This is a genomic window from Aquirufa aurantiipilula (assembly GCF_019923745.1).
Classification (GTDB): Bacteria; Bacteroidota; Bacteroidia; order Cytophagales; family Spirosomataceae; genus Aquirufa; species Aquirufa aurantiipilula.
This window is the reverse complement of sequence record NZ_JAANOG010000003.1, coordinates 44,724-63,783: the sequence shown is the minus strand read 5'-3', so window position 1 is coordinate 63,783 and position 19,060 is coordinate 44,724. Positions and strand designations below refer to the sequence as shown.

The following is a 19,060-nucleotide window of genomic DNA, read 5'->3' as shown; positions in this document are numbered from 1 at the left end:
AACCTTTACATGAGTAAATGGTTTAACTTACCTGTTCCCTTTTAACAAATTATTATTTCATCAAAAACGTTCCTTATGAAAAGAAAATTATTGTTCAGCCTTGGACTGATGCTGTTCTGGATAGTTCCAGTACTGGCCCAAGACCAAGTAATTTCTGGAAAAGTTAGCTCATCTGAAGATGGGTCAGGCCTTCCAGGTGTGAGTGTTGCCATTAAAGGAAGCTCACGAGGTATCACTACCGGCAGCGATGGTAGTTACCGTCTTTCCGTTCCAGGAAAGAATGCTGTTTTGTCCTTTAGTTTTGTTGGTTTTGCCAAGCAAGAAGTAGCTGTAGGAAATAAATCAGTTATCAATGTGTCTTTAGTGCCAGAATCATCTAGCTTAGACGAAGTAGTTGTTATCGGTTATGGTACCGCAAAAAAGCAAAATTTAACAGGTGCTCAGGTCAATGTGTCTTCCAAAGCATTGGAAAACAAACCGGTAACTAGTTTTGAAAACTTATTACAAGGTAAGGCCGCCGGTGTTCAAGTAACTGCTCAAAATGGTCGTCCGGGTGCTCCTGCATTTATCCGTATCCGTGGAGAGGGAACTCTAACTGCGGGTGCTCAACCATTGGTAGTTATCGATGGTGTACCCACTGCCAACAGTGAAGGTGCCATCGGAAGTGTGAACGTATTAAGTTCATTGAATCCTAATGACATCGAAGATATATCCATTTTAAAGGATGCGTCTTCTGCGGCTATTTACGGTTCTCGTGGAGCGAATGGTGTTATTTTAGTAACTACTAAAAAAGGTAAAAAAGGTAATGCTAAGGTGACTTTGTCAACTTCATATGGTCTTAATGAAAAAACTCCTGATAATTTCCAAATGATGAATATGCGTCAAAAATTGGAATATGAAAGAGATTTGGATTATGCCAATGAATACGTAGATGCTGCTGGAATTACGAGTCCAGCTAGTGCAACACAATCCGAATTGGATAAAGTATGGGCTACCTTGGATTCTAAAAAAACAGATTGGTTCAATACTTTATTACGTCGCGGTATGAACCAAGTTACTCGTTTAGGGGTCAGTGGTGCAAGTGATACTTTTACGTACAACTTATCTTTAGAAAATCAGATAAACGAAGGTATCTTCAAATTAGCATCGGATTTATGGAGAAAACAAGGTCGTGTTAATGTGGAGTTTAAACCAAACAATTGGGCTAAAATTGGAACGAACGTGAATTTCTCCAACATTAAAACCAATGAGGTTCGTGATCGTTACAATGCACAGAATCCAGCTTTTGCTATCTATGCCTACAACCCTTACGAGCCAGAGCGTTTAGCTGATGGTACATTTAACTTGACTCACCAAGGATTCCCAATTTCTGAGGCTTTGGAAAATAACCCTGAGATGCTAACAACCAATACGGGTATTTCTAGTGCTTATGTTTCTTTAACTCCAGTGAAAAACTTTGAGTTTAGATCTCAGGCAGGTGTTACTTGGGTAGATTATTACCGTGAGTCTTACATCAAGCCAAACTCCATCTTAGATCAATATGTGGGTGACCCAGCAGCTCGTGGTTCTAAAACAGATAATGGATACCAATCTTTCAATTATGTGTTTTCAAATACCATTAATTACAATAACACCATTGCCGATAAGCACAACATCCGTGCTTTAGTCGGTGTGGAATATACCAATGACAATTACCGTTCTTTCTCTTTTGGAACCAAAGGTTTCCCGAATGGAAAAGTAAATACTCAAGACAATGCCTCAACTCCAGTTTCAGCTACTTCAGCTAAAACAGATTGGTCATTATTCTCTTTGTTCGGTCGTGTTGGATATGATTTTAACCAACGTTATTTCTTAGATGCGTCTATTCGCCGTGATGGTTCTTCTCGTTTTGGAGTAGATAACCGTTATGGTTTGTTCGGTTCTGTGAGTGCGGGTTGGGAAATCAGCAAAGAAGCTTTCATGGAAGACTTAACTTTCGTTAATCAGTTGAAGTTACGTGCTAGTTATGGTACTTCAGGTAACGACCGTATTGGTAACTATACTTCACTAGGCTTGTACCGTTACTCTAGTTATGGTACTACTTCGGCTACTTTCCCTTCTCAATTGCCTAACTCTAGTTTAACTTGGGAAAAGTCGGCATCAGCTAACGTGGGACTAGACTTTGCTTTGTTGAATAACAAGTTAACAGGTTCGGTGGATTACTACCAAAAGAAAACGTCTAACTTATTGTTTGATCGTCCTGTTTCTTCTACAACTGGTTTTTCTAGTCGTACAGAAAACGTAGGAGCAGTAGAAAATAACGGTTTTGAGATAACATTAAATTACAAGGTTATCCAAACTAAAGATTTGTACTGGGATATCTCAGCCAACTTTACCAACAACAATAACAAGGTGGTGGAGTTAACAGAAGATAACCTAAACCGTTCAGGTGGAGTTTCTAAGTTGAAAATTGGTGAGCCTATTGACGTGTATTATTTAAACCGTTATGTAGGTGTAAACAAAGAAACTGGTAAGCCTATTTATTTAGATAAAAATGGCTCAAATACAGAAACTTGGAGCGCAGGAGATGCCGTAATTTTAAGTGGCAAATCTCGTCAAATCAAGTATTTCGGAGGTTTAGGAACTACTGTAAATTACAAAGGAGTGACTTTATCTGCTGATGCGGTTTATCAAGGAGGTCATTACATTTTGAACTACAGATGGCAAGATTTAACATCTGATGGAGAGAATGTATATCAAAATCAAGCAGTAGATGCATTGAATTATTGGAAAAAAGCAGGTGATGTAAATGTATTACCTGACCCACGTCAATTATATCAATCCTTTGCTTCTGATCGCTTCTTACAAAAAGGAGATTACATCCGTTTACGCAACGTAACCTTAGCATATAATTTGCCTAGCAACTGGGTAAAGAAAGCCAAGATGCAGTCGGTACGTGTGTATGCACAAGCGCAAAACTGGTTCTATTGGACTCCAGAGTTTAAAGGAGATCCAGAAGTTGGATTTGGCCAGGCAGAAAGTATAGGTGGTACTGTTCAGGGATTGTATGCGGCTTATTCATATCCGCAATCTAGAACAGTCAATGTAGGTTTAGATATCACATTTTAATTAGTAGAGACATGAAAATGAAAAAATTCATTCTAGCGATATGCAGTGTTTGCCTAGTGGGACTAGGCTCTTGTGAAAAAGGATTGGAACTGGGACCTTATAACTCAGCGACCATCGCACAAGCGTTTGAATCAGATTCTGATTTTGCTAATGCAGTCAGAGGTATGTATGGATCAGCTTTGGGAGGTTCCTACTATGGAGGTTCCATGATAAGCTTACCCGATATTTTGTCGGATAACGTATTAGTAGCACGTACAGGTCGTTTATCCAACCTTTCCTTCCACGAATGGCGTTATACGGCTGATGGAACTTGGGGATTGTTTGCAACAGCCTATACAGGTATTCGTCGTGCTAATGCCATTTTGGAAAACATAGACCGTTTACCAGCAGGAGCAGCGAAAGAAAATTACAAAGCAGAAGCTTTGGCTTTCCGTGCTATGGCTCATTTTGATTTGGTACGTTTGTATGGAAAAGCCTATACGCAGGCATCAGATACCGACTTAGGTGTACCATATGTAACGTCTACCGACGCTACTTTAAAGCCTAGTCGTGAATCAGTGAAAACCAATTTCAGCAAAATTGAAACTGACTTAAAAGCAGCAGAGGCAACTATTGGTACCGCTAATGGTATCTATCGTTTCAATAAAGCCGCTGTTGCAGCTCTTTTATCCCGTGTTTATTTATACGAAGGTAAATGGCAAGAATCAGCTGATGCAGCTACTCGTTCATTGGCATTAAGTTCTAACCCAGGTGGTTTGGCTGATTTCGCTAGAATTTGGACAGATGCTGTGAATACAGGTGTTTTGTTGAAATTGCAAATTGTAGATAAAGACCGTATTACTCCAGGTGTAGAATATAGTCAAAGTTCTGCTTCAGGTGTTCGTAATGAATACGTAGTGGATCATTTATTTTTACAATCTTTCAAAGCTAATGACGTGAGAACAGCGGCTTCGGTGCGTTTGACTACCTTCAATGGTCAGCCATATAATTCCATTGCAAAATGGTTTGGTAGAGCTACAGGTAATGCCAATGTAACAGATTCCAAAGTGATTCGTGTGGCTGAAGTTTGGTTAAACTTGGCAGAATCTTTGGCCAATTTAGGTAAAAATGCAGAGGCTCTTACAGCCTTAAATAACCTTCGTAAAAACCGTTATACTGATTTTGACGCTGGTAATTTTTCAGAAACAGGAAATGCATTAAAAACAGCCATCGACTTAGAGCGTCGTTTAGAATTTGCATTTGAAGGACATCGTTTGTTTGATTTGAAACGTAAAGGAGCTGGAATTTCTCGCTCATCTCGTGGAGATAAAGCGGACGGAACAGGTACTCCTGCTCGTTTCTTGTCTTTAGCTGCAACGGATTATCGCTTGCAATTGCCATTACCAAGTAATGAATTGCGCGTTAACTCTAATATTCAACAAAATCCGAATTATTAATCGACGTATTTGTTGTGTTAATCGAAAAAGTCCCTCTCGAAGGGACTTTTTTGATTTATATATTAACAGAACATCTTTATATTTATGGATAATTACCACTTATGAAGAAAATTGTATACATCCTACTAGGAGTACTGGCAAGCTGGCATTTGAGTTATTCTCAAAATCATAAAATGGACATGATTCCAGGAAAGATGATTGAGGAATACACGCCTGAGTTTACCAAAATAAAGCGTGAGCTTCCGGAAGGTTATACCCAAGAGATGCAGGATTGGGTAAGACAAAAGAATATAGAGAGCAAAAGTACGCAAAACAGAACTTCTGCCAGTGCGGCTAAATTCACATTAAGCTTTGAATCTCCACCTCCAACAGAAGTGAGGGCAATTTTCGAAAAAGCTGCCGAATCATGGGCTGCTGTTTTAAATTCAGATGTCGAAGTCAAGATACTTTGTCGCTGGAGAACCTTAGCTTCCAATGTATTAGGAAGTGCAGGTGCTACAGCCAATGTCCGTAATTTCCCTGGTGCCGCCAAAGTAAATACTTATTATCCCATTGCCTTGGCTGAAAAAATGGCCCATAAAAACTTGAATGGGACTGATTATGACATCGTAGCTAATTTTAATGCAGATTATGCTAACTGGTACAAAGGTTTGGATGGAGTACCTACCATCAATCAAATCGATTTATACTCAGTCGTTCTGCATGAGTTTGGGCATGGACTTGGATTTATTGGGCAAGTGTCAGTAGATAATTCTACAGCTTACTACATCTATCCCGGGATATTTGATCAGTTTATGGTGAATGGTGCTGGTACAAGTTTGACCGATACCTTGTCGTTTAAAAATGATTCACCAGAACTTAAAGCGCAATTGACTTCAGGAAATTTATTTTTAAGTACGGCAAAGTTGCTAGCCGCTAACAATAAAGAAAAAGCAAAATTATACGCACCTACTACCTATACACAAGGCTCATCCATCTACCACGTAGATGCCTCCAAATACCGTCCTAAGGACCCTAACGCTTTAATGACACCTAGCATAGCCAAAGGAGAAATTACTCGAGAATTGGGGACAATTGTACCCGCAGCTTTCAATGATTTTGGATGGTATTCTTCTAGTGTAATTCCTACTGTTGATTTATTTACAGATTCGGAGGATGTAACTAAGGATTATGTGTTTAGCGTTAAAGTATATTCTGATACTCTGGTGAAAGATAATTCATTGAAATTGATGCTTTCTACGGATGGGAAAATTGAAAATGTCACTTCTCGACCTTTAACTTTATCGGGAACTACCTATTCCTATACTTTACCTAAAGACACTAAATTAAGATCAATTGCCTATTATTGGGTAGCTGAAGAAGCCAGTGGGAAAAAATTCACAACGCCAGCACAAGCACCTATAATTTCAGGTACCACTACTTCCAGTTTTTATAAGTTCACGATTGGACAGGATACCGTTAAACCCGTAGCGATTTATTCAAATCCTCTCAAATATGTTTTTTCTAATCAAACCAAAATTACCTTACCTACCTTATTGGCGAACGATAATATTGGTATAGATACGGTTTATATGGAATACAGTATCGGTTCAGGAGCGCTGGTAAAATCAGGGTTTACCCATTCAAAAACTGATGCATTTAGTTATACTGGAGCATTTAACTTTGCGGCGGGCCAGATCAAAGCAGGTGATATTATTAAGTATCGCATCGTGGTTAAAGACAAAGCCAAAGTGGCGAATTATGTGTATTTCCCGAGTTCAGGAAATTATGAGTTTGTCGTCTTAACTGCCATGGATGCCGTGACTAATTACAAAACGGATTTTGAAAGTAAGCCCAGCGCCGATTTCTATTTGAAAGGATTTGGCATCAATCAACCGGCTAACTTTACTTCTTTAGGCTTAAATACCGACCATCCTTATGCGAATGGCTCGGAAGAATCGTATGATAATTCAGGTGGTTCAGATAAGTATACGAACTATGATGCTATTTTATTGAAGCCTATCATCGTGCGAGCAGATACTGCAAGAATCTTTTTTGATGAAGTGGTATTGGTGGAAACGGCAGAAACAACGGGTACCTCGTTTTTAAATGCTGACGGATCGGTTAATCGCTCATTTTATGACTATGTCATTGTGCAAGGTTCCAAAGATGGAGGTTTGACCTGGAATAATTTAAGAGATGGATGGGATTCCAATGATTATTCTGAATGGCAAAAAGGGTGGTCAGGAACCAACGTGGATAAAAACGGAAATTCCATTTTGAAAGGTTCTGCTGCCTTATACCAAAAAAGAGAAATTGATATTCTAGGTTCAGGTAAATTTAACCCAGGTGATAAGGTATTGATTCGTTTCCGACTACATTCCGACGTAGGTGCTTATGGCTGGGGCTGGGCCATTGATAATTTAAATATTCAAGGAGCTCAAGCAGTGACTCCGCCTAAATTAGTTTTGGCAGTAGAAAACGGAACTGAAAATACTGGCTTACTCATCCGCCCTAACCCTAGTCAAGGTTTATTTCGAGTTCAATTGCCTTTGGAGCAAATGGGTCAAATCGTGGAGCTGAATGTAATTGATTTGCAAGGAAGAGTGGTCTATCAAGAGCAAGTGACCGTAGGTGGATCTCAGTTAGACACTGAAATACAGGCGGGAAATTGGCCAACAGGAACTTATTTTTGTGTGGTCAAAACAAGTAAACAGCAATTTGTCAAACGAGTATTTTTACTGAAATAAGTATCAAATAGGGAATTAGTTTTCCATGCCATCTCTTTTTAATTATCTTTGCAGTCCTTTAGAAAAAAGAAAATATGTCTTGGTTTACCAGAAAAGATAAGGGAATTCAAACTCCTACCGAATTCAAAAGAGAAGCTCCAGATGGTTTATGGTATCAATGCCCTTCTTGCAAGAAGGCCATCCATACAAGAGAACATCGTTTATTTGCTTACACTTGTTCCAGTTGCAATTACCATGAGAAAATAGGTTCTCAAGATTATTTTGAATTGCTATTTGATCAAACTCGATATACCGAATTAGATGCACTAATGAGTTCAGGCGATCCCTTGAACTTTGTGGATACGAAGAATTATCCAGATCGCGTTAAAGCAACTGAATTAAAGACTGGATTGAAAGATGCGGTTCGTTCGGCTTATGGCGAAATGAATGGCTTACCTATCACGATAGCAGCTATGGATTTCAGTTTTATCGGAGGTTCCATGGGTTCTGTTGTAGGTGAGAAAATCGCCCGAGCGATTGATTATTCCTTAGAGCACAAGCAGCCATTCTTGATGATTTCTCGTTCAGGAGGAGCTCGTATGATGGAAGCAGGTTTTTCTTTGATGCAAATGGCCAAGACATCAGCGCGTTTGGCCTTATTGGATGAAGCGAAGATTCCTTACATTTCTTTATTGACAGATCCTACCACGGGTGGTGTGACAGCTTCTTTTGCCATGTTAGGAGATTTTAACATTGCTGAACCAGGAGCTTTAATTGGCTTTGCAGGTCCACGCGTTATCCGTGAAACAATAGGTAAAGATTTACCAAAAGGATTCCAAAGTGCCGACTTCGTATTGGAGCATGGATTTTTGGATTTCATTGTAGATCGTAAAGACCTAAAAGATAAATTGACTTCGTTGTTGGGTATGTTGCAGAAATAATCCCAAATCAATCATCATAAAAAAAGTCTCCCGAAATTTTCGGGAGACTTTTTTATTATTCAGCAGCTGGAGCAGCAGGAGCGGCAACCGCTGCCTTGCTACGGCTTTTCTTTTCTTTCTCTGGAGGAGGAATAACGTCTTCCACACCGGCAAAAACACGACCACAGTGCTCACACACAATGATTTTCTTTTTGTCTTTGATGTCTGTTTGTCTTTGTGGAGGTACTGAACTAAAACATCCACCACAAGCACCACGCTTCACCATCACTACGGCTAATCCGTTACGGGCATTGTCACGTAATTTCTCATAGGACTTAAACAAACGAGGGTCAACAAGTTTCAAGGCCTTTTCGCGATCTTTCATCGCTTTTTGCTCATCTTCTTCACTTTCGTTGATGATAACCTCTAATTCCTTTTGCTTTTGTTCTAAATCTTTTTTGCGTTCAAACAAAGTAGATTCTACAGAAGCGATTTCATCATTTTTGTTCAATACTTTGAAATCAATTTCTTTGATACGCTTGTCAGCGATCTCCATTTCTAATCCTTGAAGTTCAATTTCTTTCGAAATAGCTTCAAATTCACGGTTATTACGCACGTTCATTTGTTGCTCTTTGTACTTCACAATTAACTTGTCAGAATCCTTTTTAGAATTTTTGTAGTTAGAAATTTGCTCTTCAAAAGACGCGATTTCTTGTTGGAATTTAGACAAACGAGTCTCTAAACCCATGATCTCATCCTCTAAATCACGTACTTCTTCGGGTAAATCACCTCTAACTTTCTTGATATTATCTAAGGCTGAATCAATGGTCTGAAGCTTTAATAATGCTTCTAACTTTTGGGCAATCGTAGTTTCGGTAGCTGTAGCCATTATTATTGTTACGTTTGAAAGTGTCTAACTCTCTTTATTCTTATGCATACCTGACCGGATTGGTCAAGGTCTCGCTTTTCAGAACGGCAAAATTACTAAAAATATTTGATAAATAAGTATGGATGGCATCCTTTATCATAACTTCTGATTCATAATGCCCTATATCACAAAGCATACAGTTATTTTCTCCATCAAAGAACTCATGATATTTTAAATCACCCGTTAAGTAGGCATCCGCTCCCTGTCTTTTGGCCTCAGGAATTAAAAAACTACCAGCCCCACCGCAAAGCGCTACTTTCTTGATTTTCTTTGGTAAAATAGGTGTATGTCGGATAGCCGAAAGTCCCAATGATTTCTTGACAAATTGAATGAAATCTTCACCGGTCATAGCCTCCTCTAATTCACCTATAAAGCCTGCCCCTACTTCATCCCATCGGTTACTTAGGGAATGAATGATATAAGCTACCTCTTCATAGGGATGTACTTTTTTTAAAGTACTCAGTATGGTAGATTCCAAATGACTAGGGAATATCATATCTACTTTCACCTCCTGGACCTCTTCAGCCTCACCTTGTTGGCCTATTACTGGATTCGCTTCATCCGAAGGAGTAAATCGTCCAATGCCCTCTGAAGCAAAACTACATGCTGAATATTCTCCGATATTACCTGCTCCAGCGGCATGAAGTGCTTCACGAACTACCTCTTGATCTGGTATAGGGACATAATAAGTTAACTGTTTCAACGCATTTTCTGCAGGCAAGAGCACCTTTCCTTTCAAACCTATATTTTGAGCTAAATGATAGGAAACTCCTTTTGGGGCATGGTCTAAATTGGTATGAGAAGCATATAAAGCCACCTGATGTTGAATGGCTTTGATGACTGTTCTTTCTACATAATTTTTTCCTGTTAAGGATTTGAGGCCTTTGAACACAATAGGGTGGTGGGAAATAATCACATTGCAGCCTTTTAGAATGGCTTCGTCGACGACCTCTTCCGTGCAATCCAAGCTGATTAAAACACCTTTTACTTCCATGGAAGGATCTCCGACCAGCAATCCGGCATTGTCATAGGATTCTTGCCAGGCCAAAGGTGCCCATTGTTCCATACTGCGGCAAACGTCTGCAAGCTTCATATTCTTTTTTTAGTGTACCAAAGGTAAAATTCTTTCGGGAGCTTTGAAAAAAATGGTTATATTTAAGGAGATAAACCCTATCTATTTGATTTAAATATATGCGATGTAGACCGGCCATAGTGATTATGGAAAATGATCATGTATTATTAATGCGTTACCAATTTGGCTCAGGAATGGTGTATAATTTTCCAGGCGGAAATCCTGACCCAGGTGAAATTTTTCCAGAAACCATTTGTCGGGAATGTCGAGAAGAATTAGCAGTAGAAGTAGAAGTGGGCAATATGCTCTTGATGGGAGAAGTTCCCCATAAAGAAGAGAAAAAAAGTGTATTACATATTCTATTTGAGGGTAAAATTGTTTCAGGGATTCCCATTTTACAAGCGGGAGAAACTACAGCTCAAGAAGTTTGTTGGGTGCCTTTGCATCAGTTATCCAGCCTTCATTTATACCCCCACGTTGGGGAGGCTTTACAAGATTTAGTATTCCTACAAAAGAAAGGTGTTTATCTCGGTGCTATTCAACAGCCTTGGGTGGATTAGGCCAGACATAAGTTCCAAGCAGCAATCCTATTAAACTGGCAGTTAGTCCTGGCCAGATGGATGGTATTTCCAATGGTTCAATAAACTGAAAATATCCCCAAACACCTAAGCCCAATAGCATACTCAAATGGCTACCCATTGAACTGGCCTTTTTCCACCATAAACCCGCATTTAGGGGAATAAACAAAGAGACTAGACCAAATGCCGAGGATTCGCCTACAAGCTCAAAGATGTTTTGCCTTTTAACGGCCATATAAATACATGAGAGTGTGACTAAGACCACTGATAATCGAATGATGCGTAACACTTTTTGATCTGAAGGGTTTTTCATCATCGGTTTAATCAAGTTTTCTCCTAGTACCGAAGCAGGTGCTAAAATAGCTCCGCTAGTCGTACTTAATAAGGCCGATAACAAAGCTCCCAAAAATAAGATTTGAATTCCTGTTGGGGTGAATTTCATGACTAAATGCGGGATTAGGAGCATATCGTCCGACATTAAACTCGGGTACAAACTCACTCCTAAAAAAGCAATCATTAAGGGTAATATTGCCACGGTTAAATACATGATTCCCGCAGAAAAACTAGCTATACCTGCCACATGAGCTGATTTGGCTGACATCACTCGTTGAAATATATCCTGCTGTGGAATAGATCCTAAGCCTATCGTAATCCACGCTGCCAAGTAAGTGAGCCAAGAAGTGATATCGTGTTTTTGGGGAGTGAATTTGAAAAAATCAGTCTCTTGTTTTTCTATAATGGCACCTAGATCGGGAGTTTTTTGATACAATAAAAAAGTCAAAAATATCAATCCAATAATGAGGATGATGTTATGCAAAAAGTCAGTTATGGAAATAGACCACATTCCTCCCAATAAAGTATAAGTCATAACCAAGAGTGCCCCCATTACAATTCCCCATTCTGTGCTGATGGGCAAAAGCAAGTGCAAGGTTAAGCCTAAAGCCACTAACTGTGCCGAAATCCAACCAAAATAGGAGGGAACCATGACCATGGCAGAAAGTTTCTCAGAGAAATTGCCGAACCTTTGTCGGAAATAATCACTAAAGGTTAAGACTTTGAGTGGATATAGTTTTCGGGCATAAACAGTTCCCACAATCACCAATCCCAAAGCAGCACCGAAGGGCTCCTCAATAATCGATAAAACTCCTCCATGTACAAATTCCCGGGGAGCGCCCAAAATGGTCTCAGATCCAAACCAAGTAGCAAAGGTAACCATGGTAGCTAAGGCGAAGGGAAGGTTTCTTCCTGCCAAAACAAAATCCTGAGTTGTATGCACTTTTTTACTCGCCCACCAGCCTACTGCTAGGTTCAATGCCAAATAAAAAAGTACAAATGCAATTAACATGTTGAAAAGAATAAGCTTAAAAATACGTAATTTTCGTGTAAGCTTTCCATTCATCTTTGCCTTAAACCTATGTTTATTAAAAGTCCTGCTTTTGTTTTCCTTTTCTTGATCAGCCTGTTTTTATCTTCTTGCCAAACAGCTAAAATCAAGCAGGCATTCGTGCAATCTGGACTTAATAAATTACATACAGGGATTCTCATTCAGGAACAAACAGGAAAAGTGGTTTTTTCCCAACAAGCAGACCAGTATTTTATGCCTGCTTCCAATGCCAAATTATTGACTTTGCTTTTGGCCAAAACAGTATTGCCAGATTCCGTTCCCTCTTTTGCTTACCAAGAACGTGGGGATAGTTTGTATTTTTGGGGAACAGGTGATCCATCTACCTTGCATGTAAGGTTAAAGAATAGAGCGATTTTGGATTTTTTACAAGGAACTCAAAAAACCTTGGTTTATGCGGATGAGGCGAAATTAGCGCTTCCCCAAGGTGCAGGCTGGGCCTGGGATGATTACCAAGATTATTATGCAGCAGAAATTTCAACTTTGCCCTTGTATGAAAACTTGGCTCATTTTATAAATCAGGGGACCACTTGGAAAGTTTATCCATCCTATTTTAAAACCAATATCACTATCACCAGCGATAAAGATGCTTCTCGAGATCGACTGAGCAATCAATTCTTTCTCCCTGCCCCAGAAGCCAAAACTTCACCCAAAAACATCACCATTCCCTACCTAACTTCCCCTGTCCTGACAGCTAAACTGTTATCAGATACCTTACAAAAACCTGTTTTTTATCAAGCAGTTAAACGAGACCCACTTCAGTCGAAATTAGTTTATGCTGCCAAATTAGATAGCTTATTAGTCCCTTTGCTTCATAATAGTGACAACATGATTGGAGAACAATTGATTTATTTGATGGGAGCACAAAGAGGCTGGACTGGGCCAAGCGCAAATATCATCCAAAAATTAATGCAAGAGCCAGGTTTCGAGTTTTTGAAAGAGCTTAAATGGGTGGATGGTTCAGGGCTTTCGCGATATAACTTATTTCGACCAAAAGATATGATTTTGATTTTGAACAAGTTGCAGAATAAGTTAAGCGAATCTCAATGGAAGTTTCTTTTGCCAGAAGTAGGAAAATCTGGGACCTTGAAATCCATGAAATTAGCCAACCCTCAATCCCATGCCTGGGCTAAATCAGGCTCTTTTGGAAATACCTATAATTTGTCGGGTTATTACCAAAATGCTCAAGGGAAATTATATGTATTCACCATTATGACCAATTTAGCTAATCAAGCAGTCTCAGTCAACAAAAAACAAATCTTGGAGTTTTTGAATGTGCTGCATTGAAAGAAGAGGGTTTTCTAAAGTTGAATCACCCCGCATTTTCTGAAAGGGTTTTATGGATGGCATAAGCCTGCAAACCTAGTATTTTGGCAGATGCTCCGAGTTTAGAAATTTCAACTTGTAAGTTTTCTTTGTAATCAGCCAAGCAATTTTCGTGAATAGCCTGTTCAATTGGGTTACGAATGAAATCACCCAAATTAGCTAAAACACCATGGATGATGATGGATTTGGGATTTAATAAGTGAACGGCAATCGCCAGAACTTTCCCCATTTCATGGCCCATGTCTTGCAATAAATCTATCGCTAATTCATCTCCTTGGTTGGCCGCCTGAACCACCATTTCTATATCTATTTTTTCTAAATTCTCTTTTGTCAGCAAAGAGACATGGCCTTCTTTGATGAGTTCTTTAATTCTTTTGATTAAGTAGGAGGCCTTTGTGACCGTATCCAAGCAACCCACTTTACCACAGTAACACAATTCACCCTGAGGTTTTACCTGAATATGCGCTAACTCTCCGGCAAATCCTGATTCCCCCAAAACCACTTGTCCATTCACTAATAAGCCAAAACCCACTCCATTCCAATCCATATTTACGGTGATGGCATGTTGTATATTTTGAGCAAGACCAAAATGATGCTCTCCTAAGGTGATTGCTTTAGTATCATGTATGACATAGGTTTTTACATGAAGTAATTTTTTTAGTTCTTCAGGTAGGCTTTTGCCTTGAGCGCAAATAGAAGGATAGGTATAATTGATACCCGTTTTCGGATTGATCAATCCAGGCATGGAAATACTAATTGCCTCCAATTCTTGAATTTTGATAGATGATGCTTGAAGAAAAGCACGTATCTCTTTGGTCAGAGATTCTACCATGGCTTTGTTTTCTATCACTAAAGGGATAGCTTGACTAAATATGACCTCATTGTGTAAGTTTAAGATATAGGCTTTACTTGAGTAAGTAGTCATGTCCAAAGCTAAAACATATCTTTCTCGCGCATTTAACCCATATAAAGCCGGTTTTCGACCCAGTTGAACCTCAGCCGGGCCAACTTCCACTATCCATTTCTCGTGGATTAATTCTTCTATCAAAGTGGTTACTGAAGGAACACTGGTATGAACGTGTTTGCTCAAATGTGAAATGGTGAAATTCCCTTGATTGTAAAGTTGTTGTAGTAGTTTTCTTTTTAGTTTACTTTTTTTTAGATCTACAATGGATTCTTTTTCAACAAGTTCACCTTCAGAAATTGATTTGGACAAATCTGACATAATTATGGGCGGATTAATGGTTTCAACTAGATGTGTAAGGGACTTATCTAGGAAATTCGGTGTAAAAGTTCAACTAAATATAAACAATTCATGGAATTTTGTCACATTACTAATGAAAATCAAGGGCTTAGACATCGTAATTGACGATAGTTTCCAAGAAACAAAACGTTATTTCAGGCTATCTTGTTGTTTTGGTTTTTGAAATAGTCTTCGATACAAGGCATAAGTACCTCCGATAAATAAAAGTACATAAATACCACTGCTCGGATTTTGGACCAATGTACCAGCTAAAAATAGTATGGAAATAAATAACAGTAAACTCGGAACATAAGGGTAGGCCCAAGCTCGATAAGGTCGGAGTAATTGAGGTTCAGTTTGTCGTAATCTCAATAAAGAAGAAAATCCAGAGATGTAACTGGCCACAAAGAAAAAAGTAGCAATATCCGACAATCGTTCATTTAAGTTTTTACCAAACAATAGGAGTAAACAGGACATACCCACCGTTAAATGTGTGGCAAAACTAGGGCTACCAAGTGCATTGACTTCACTAGCTTTTTTCCAAAAAAGTCCATCCCGACTCATAGAATACAATACCCGAGGAGCAAACATTACTTGGGTATTCAAAATGCCAAAAATACTTATGGCTAAAAAGGCTGTAATCCATTTGCCTGTATTTTGGCCAAATAGTAAGGTGATGGCATCTGCCGCAGCTAATTTGGAATGACGCACATCTTCCAAAGGTAGTACGTATAAGATGGAGATATTGATGAGTAGATAAATGCTTGCCACTGAAATAACGCCGATGTACATCGACTTAGGCATGCTGTTAACTGGATTTGCATTTTCTTCGGTAAAGTAGGCAGCAGTATGCCAGCCATCAAAAGCATAAAAAATAGAGAGTAAGGCGGTCATAATTCCTGACCAAAGTGGTAATCCTTTAGGACTTGCACTTGGTTCATGCCACATACCACCAGAACCATACATCAAACAGAGTATGATGAAACCTAAAAGGGCAACCGCCTTGATTCCTGAGAGCCATTCTTGCGATTTCCCGGCCATAACCACGCCCAATTGATGGAAAAACCATAGTAAGGCTAAGGTACCAATAGCCACGTAATTTTCTGCATCTTCAAAAAATGGGAAGAGAATTCCCACGTATTCACTAAAAGTATAGGAACCAAATGCCAATGCAGTCACTGTTCCTAACCAAGAACTTACTCCAACTAGAAATCCAATATATCGTCCAAAGGCTCTTTCTGCATATCCGTACCAAGCTCCTGCTTTGGGAATGGATAAACTAAGTTCCAAGACCGTACTGATACCCAATAAGGCATAAGCGGCTACCAATATCCACAAAGTAATTATCAAAAAGGGATTGGCTATCTGATCAGCAATGGGTCCTAGTTTACGAAGTATCCCTGTCCCTACGGTTCCTCCCAAGGTAACAGCTACTCCAAAGCCCGTACCCAATACTTTCCAAAGTTGATTTGTTGCCTTATTTTTCGACATAATTGAACAAAAATAACTTAATTTTAGTTTTCGCAAGGCTTACCCTAACATGAATGAAAAACCGGTTTTTCATTAAGCTGTGTGTTCTATTACTAATTTCTACCGCTCTTTTTGCTCAAAAGCCTAAAGCAGTGAAGGAAGAGTATATCAGTTTCCATTGGAAAAAGCCTAAGAAAACGGTTTATATTCCGTTTGACTTATATTCCAATCTGGTGATTATTCCTTTGGTGATCAATGGTTCAGATACATTAAAATTCATTTTGGATACGGGTGTAGGAACAACCATTCTATCAGATCCTGCTGTTGCCAAAAAGTTGGAATTAAAATCCGTACGAAAAATTCGCGTGAACGGAGTAGGAATGGGAGAGCCTATTTCTGCTAATATTGTCATTGATGTTCGTCTAGGTATTGGAGAAGCGCAAGCAAATCGACAAAGTATCATTTTTCTGGATACAGATGTGTTGGATTTATCCAGTTTCGTTGGGACTAAAATTCATGGAATCATAGGGGCGGATTTATTTACCAATTTGGTGGTGACCATGGATTATTTGAATCGGAAGATCGAGCTACGATATCCTTCCAATTATCGATATAAACCCAGTAAAGGGATAAAATTTCCGATCACTATTTTGGATAATAAACCTTATATCCATGGGGTGAATTTGACTAATAAACGGAGTACTACTTCAGATTTACTGTTATTGGATTCGGGAGCTGGGCATGCTTTTTCCATTGAAGGACAAACAGGAGATACGACCAAATTTCATTTGTCAGAGTATCAATTTCAGTTGGGGAAAGGCCTAAATGGGATAATATTGGGGCATTTAGGAAGAATTAAACAAGTGGGTTTAGGACCTTGGAAATGGAAGGATGTTGTGAGTTCATTCCCAGATTCATTATCCTATCAAGTCAAACAAATGCAAGGTGTATCCCCTGTATCAGGAAGTATTGGAGGAGAATTTTTAAGAAGGTTTAAATTGACCTTCCACTATTTAGATAATTATGTCGTATTTAAGCCCATTGCCTCACGACTAAACCGACCATTTGAAGAAGGACTTTCTGGACTAACTTTGGTGGCCATTGCTCCAGAATTCAAACGATTTAAAGTGGAATCTGTGCAAGACGGTTCACCAGCTGATGATGTCGATTTTAGGGCTGGGGATGAAATTTGGATGGTGAATAATCGTAAGGCTACGGAGTATAGGTTGGATGAGCTGAACCGGTTACTTCAAACTAAAGTGGGGGATAAAGTGATGTTTTTAGTCAAAAGAGGAACTGAAATTCACTTGAAAGAAATCACCTTGAAGAGGCTATTTTAATGTTTTTTAATAACATAGCTTGCCACAATCGGGAAGTGATCTGAATAGGTGATTTTTCGTAGCGTGTTGAATTGTAAAATCTCAAACTCTTGGGAGAAAAACTGGTTGTCGATACGCACCATATAAGGACTGCGATTCAAAGTAAAACCAAATCCTCTCCCTGCACTTTCAAAAGCATTCTCCATTCTCTCCCTCAGGGTACCATAGGCCCATCCATAGGGAGTTTCGTTCAAATCACCCATCACTAAAACGGGATAAGGACTTTGTTGAATGATGCGATTGATTTGGCTAATTTCTTCTTTATGACGAATAAAACCTTTTTTCAGGGAAGCAATGATGCCTCGACCTTCTTTTTTGGCATCCTCGTAATCTTGATCGCGGATTTTTCCAGTGACTTTGCCTACCCGGATTCCCATGGACCAAAGTTGTAAATTGATAACACGAATGGTGTCTTTGCCTTTTACTAAATCAGCAAATAGAAAACCATTGGCCGAGTTTTTAAACTGTTGTCCTTCTTGGTGAATGATGGGGTATTTAGAAAATATGGCTAAACCCATTTTCTCTTTGGCATCAAATATTTCTTTTTTTAAAGGCTGAAAGGCATAATGAGGGTATTGCTCCTTCATCATACTAATGCTTTTATAAGCTGGACGATCGGCATTGGAATAAAATTCTTGGAAACATTTGATGTCGGCCTCATAATCCCGCATGAATTTTTTCAGTTTCTCCACATTGTCTTCATTGGCCTCATAGGCATTGGAATACATCCCGTAAACATTATAATTAAGCACTTTAATGGGCTTTTCTAAACTTTCTTTGGGATTGTGAATGGCAATACTTCTTTGTATGAAACTATATCCTAATAGTAAGACAGTTAAAGGTAATAATGCCCTTTTTGCCCTTTGGAATATCCAATAAATGAGGGAAATAAAACATAGGATTTGAGCCACTGGCATGGTCATCATAATGAATCCCGCTAACCAGTGATCGATGATAAGGGAATAGCTAAGTAAATAGGTTAATAGGGTATATAAACACAAGGGTAAAGTTCCTAACCAGATGATGGAGGATATTATTTTTTTAGGAAGAGATTCGGTGGTTTTACGCTTACCCATACTCAAAGATAACAATTGAAAGATTATGGGAGAGATATTTTATAAATTTTAGAAAGGGGATTGCAATTTTATAAAATTATGAGTACTTTTGCCATCCGATTTGATAACAAATATAATTCAAGAGCTAGTCTCAAATAAAAAGCAAATATTATGGCAAAGGTTTGTCAATTAACTGGAAAGAGAACAAGAGTAGGAAACAATGTTTCTCACGCGAACAATAAGACAAAACGTAAGTTTTTCCCAAATTTACAAACAAAGAAATTCTTTTTAGAATCTGAAGGTGTTTGGGTACGTATGAAAGTAAGTGCTAAGGCGATTCGTACCATCAACAAGAATGGTTTCGAAAAGACTTTAATTGCTTCTGCACGTAAAGGAACTTTATCTGTATAGATTGTAAAAATTTTACGAAATTAG

At 38.9% G+C, this 19,060-nt stretch carries 14 protein-coding genes; 8 read left to right on the top strand and 6 right to left on the bottom strand.

Going from position 1 to position 19,060, the window contains the following annotated elements; translation table 11 throughout:
- Positions 1-75: 75 nt before the first annotated feature.
- From G9H60_RS03950 to accD, 4 genes are all read left to right on the top strand, one after another.
- Positions 76-3,108, top strand: coding sequence for a SusC/RagA family TonB-linked outer membrane protein (locus tag G9H60_RS03950; protein ID WP_223142815.1), 3,033 nt, complete (start codon positions 76-78; stop codon positions 3,106-3,108).
- An 11-nt stretch (positions 3,109-3,119) separates the two neighbouring features.
- Positions 3,120-4,544 carry a RagB/SusD family nutrient uptake outer membrane protein gene (locus G9H60_RS03945; protein ID WP_223142814.1) on the top strand — a complete coding sequence of 475 codons (1,425 nt, stop codon included), beginning with the start codon at positions 3,120-3,122 and terminating at the stop codon, positions 4,542-4,544.
- Positions 4,545-4,645: 101 nt separating this feature from the next.
- The gene (locus G9H60_RS03940) at positions 4,646-7,273 is read left to right on the top strand and encodes a T9SS type A sorting domain-containing protein (RefSeq protein WP_223142813.1); all 2,628 of its coding nucleotides are present in this window, start codon (positions 4,646-4,648) and stop codon (positions 7,271-7,273) included.
- A gap of 74 nt (positions 7,274-7,347) precedes the next feature.
- Positions 7,348-8,193: an acetyl-CoA carboxylase, carboxyltransferase subunit beta gene (gene accD / locus G9H60_RS03935; RefSeq protein WP_223142812.1), complete on the top strand. Its 846-nt coding sequence runs from the start codon at positions 7,348-7,350 to the stop codon at positions 8,191-8,193.
- Between the two features lie 55 nt (positions 8,194-8,248).
- On the opposite strand, the gene G9H60_RS03930 is transcribed toward accD, so the two are convergent.
- Both G9H60_RS03930 and G9H60_RS03925 read right to left on the bottom strand, forming a co-directional pair.
- A complete protein-coding gene (locus tag G9H60_RS03930) occupies positions 8,249-9,061 on the bottom strand; it encodes a zinc ribbon domain-containing protein (RefSeq protein ID WP_223142811.1) in 813 nt (270 codons plus the stop codon).
- 40 nt (positions 9,062-9,101) lie between these two features.
- A complete protein-coding gene (locus tag G9H60_RS03925) occupies positions 9,102-10,193 on the bottom strand; it encodes a Nif3-like dinuclear metal center hexameric protein (RefSeq protein ID WP_223142810.1) in 1,092 nt (363 codons plus the stop codon).
- A 98-nt stretch (positions 10,194-10,291) separates the two neighbouring features.
- On the opposite strand from G9H60_RS03925, the gene G9H60_RS03920 reads away from it, so the two are divergent.
- Positions 10,292-10,732, top strand: a complete 441-nt coding sequence (locus tag G9H60_RS03920) for an NUDIX domain-containing protein (protein ID WP_223142809.1) — start codon at positions 10,292-10,294, stop codon at positions 10,730-10,732.
- Here the strand turns inward: G9H60_RS03920 and G9H60_RS03915 are convergent.
- The gene (locus G9H60_RS03915; protein ID WP_223142808.1) at positions 10,707-12,095 is read right to left on the bottom strand and encodes a sodium:solute symporter family protein; all 1,389 of its coding nucleotides are present in this window, start codon (positions 12,093-12,095) and stop codon (positions 10,707-10,709) included. The genes G9H60_RS03920 and G9H60_RS03915 overlap by 26 nt on opposite strands.
- Before the next feature lie 69 nt (positions 12,096-12,164).
- Between G9H60_RS03915 and G9H60_RS03910 the strand changes: the two genes are divergently transcribed.
- Positions 12,165-13,439, top strand: coding sequence for a D-alanyl-D-alanine carboxypeptidase (locus G9H60_RS03910; protein WP_223142807.1), 1,275 nt, complete (start codon positions 12,165-12,167; stop codon positions 13,437-13,439).
- 25 nt (positions 13,440-13,464) lie between these two features.
- Here the strand turns inward: G9H60_RS03910 and G9H60_RS03905 are convergent, their stop codons facing one another.
- A complete protein-coding gene (locus G9H60_RS03905; protein WP_223142806.1) occupies positions 13,465-14,703 on the bottom strand; it encodes an ROK family protein in 1,239 nt (412 codons plus the stop codon).
- 168 nt (positions 14,704-14,871) lie between these two features.
- A complete protein-coding gene (locus G9H60_RS03900; RefSeq protein WP_223142805.1) occupies positions 14,872-16,212 on the bottom strand; it encodes an APC family permease in 1,341 nt (446 codons plus the stop codon).
- Between the two features lie 53 nt (positions 16,213-16,265).
- On the opposite strand from G9H60_RS03900, the gene G9H60_RS03895 reads away from it, so the two are divergent.
- Complete coding sequence (locus G9H60_RS03895) at positions 16,266-17,531, top strand: aspartyl protease family protein (protein WP_223142804.1); 1,266 nt, start codon at positions 16,266-16,268, stop codon at positions 17,529-17,531.
- Here G9H60_RS03895 and G9H60_RS03890 read toward each other — a convergent pair.
- A complete protein-coding gene (locus tag G9H60_RS03890) occupies positions 17,528-18,646 on the bottom strand; it encodes an endonuclease/exonuclease/phosphatase family protein (RefSeq protein WP_223142803.1) in 1,119 nt (372 codons plus the stop codon). The genes G9H60_RS03895 and G9H60_RS03890 overlap by 4 nt on opposite strands.
- A gap of 150 nt (positions 18,647-18,796) precedes the next feature.
- On the opposite strand from G9H60_RS03890, the gene rpmB reads away from it, so the two are divergent.
- A complete protein-coding gene (gene rpmB, locus G9H60_RS03885; RefSeq protein ID WP_109322213.1) occupies positions 18,797-19,036 on the top strand; it encodes a 50S ribosomal protein L28 in 240 nt (79 codons plus the stop codon).
- The last annotated feature ends 24 nt before the right edge of the window (positions 19,037-19,060 follow it).

Coding starts and splice junctions, on each gene's coding strand:
- G9H60_RS03950 (WP_223142815.1), top strand. CDS start 76: ATGAAAAGAAAATTATTGTTCAGCCTTGGACTGATGCTGTTCTGGATA.
- G9H60_RS03945 (WP_223142814.1), top strand. CDS start 3,120: ATGAAAATGAAAAAATTCATTCTAGCGATATGCAGTGTTTGCCTAGTG.
- G9H60_RS03940 (WP_223142813.1), top strand. CDS start 4,646: ATGAAGAAAATTGTATACATCCTACTAGGAGTACTGGCAAGCTGGCAT.
- accD (WP_223142812.1), top strand. CDS start 7,348: ATGTCTTGGTTTACCAGAAAAGATAAGGGAATTCAAACTCCTACCGAA.
- G9H60_RS03930 (WP_223142811.1), bottom strand. CDS start 9,061: ATGGCTACAGCTACCGAAACTACGATTGCCCAAAAGTTAGAAGCATTA.
- G9H60_RS03925 (WP_223142810.1), bottom strand. CDS start 10,193: ATGAAGCTTGCAGACGTTTGCCGCAGTATGGAACAATGGGCACCTTTG.
- G9H60_RS03920 (WP_223142809.1), top strand. CDS start 10,292: ATGCGATGTAGACCGGCCATAGTGATTATGGAAAATGATCATGTATTA.
- G9H60_RS03915 (WP_223142808.1), bottom strand. CDS start 12,095: ATGTTAATTGCATTTGTACTTTTTTATTTGGCATTGAACCTAGCAGTA.
- G9H60_RS03910 (WP_223142807.1), top strand. CDS start 12,165: ATGTTTATTAAAAGTCCTGCTTTTGTTTTCCTTTTCTTGATCAGCCTG.
- G9H60_RS03905 (WP_223142806.1), bottom strand. CDS start 14,703: ATGTCAGATTTGTCCAAATCAATTTCTGAAGGTGAACTTGTTGAAAAA.
- G9H60_RS03900 (WP_223142805.1), bottom strand. CDS start 16,212: ATGTCGAAAAATAAGGCAACAAATCAACTTTGGAAAGTATTGGGTACG.
- G9H60_RS03895 (WP_223142804.1), top strand. CDS start 16,266: ATGAAAAACCGGTTTTTCATTAAGCTGTGTGTTCTATTACTAATTTCT.
- G9H60_RS03890 (WP_223142803.1), bottom strand. CDS start 18,646: ATGGGTAAGCGTAAAACCACCGAATCTCTTCCTAAAAAAATAATATCC.
- rpmB (WP_109322213.1), top strand. CDS start 18,797: ATGGCAAAGGTTTGTCAATTAACTGGAAAGAGAACAAGAGTAGGAAAC.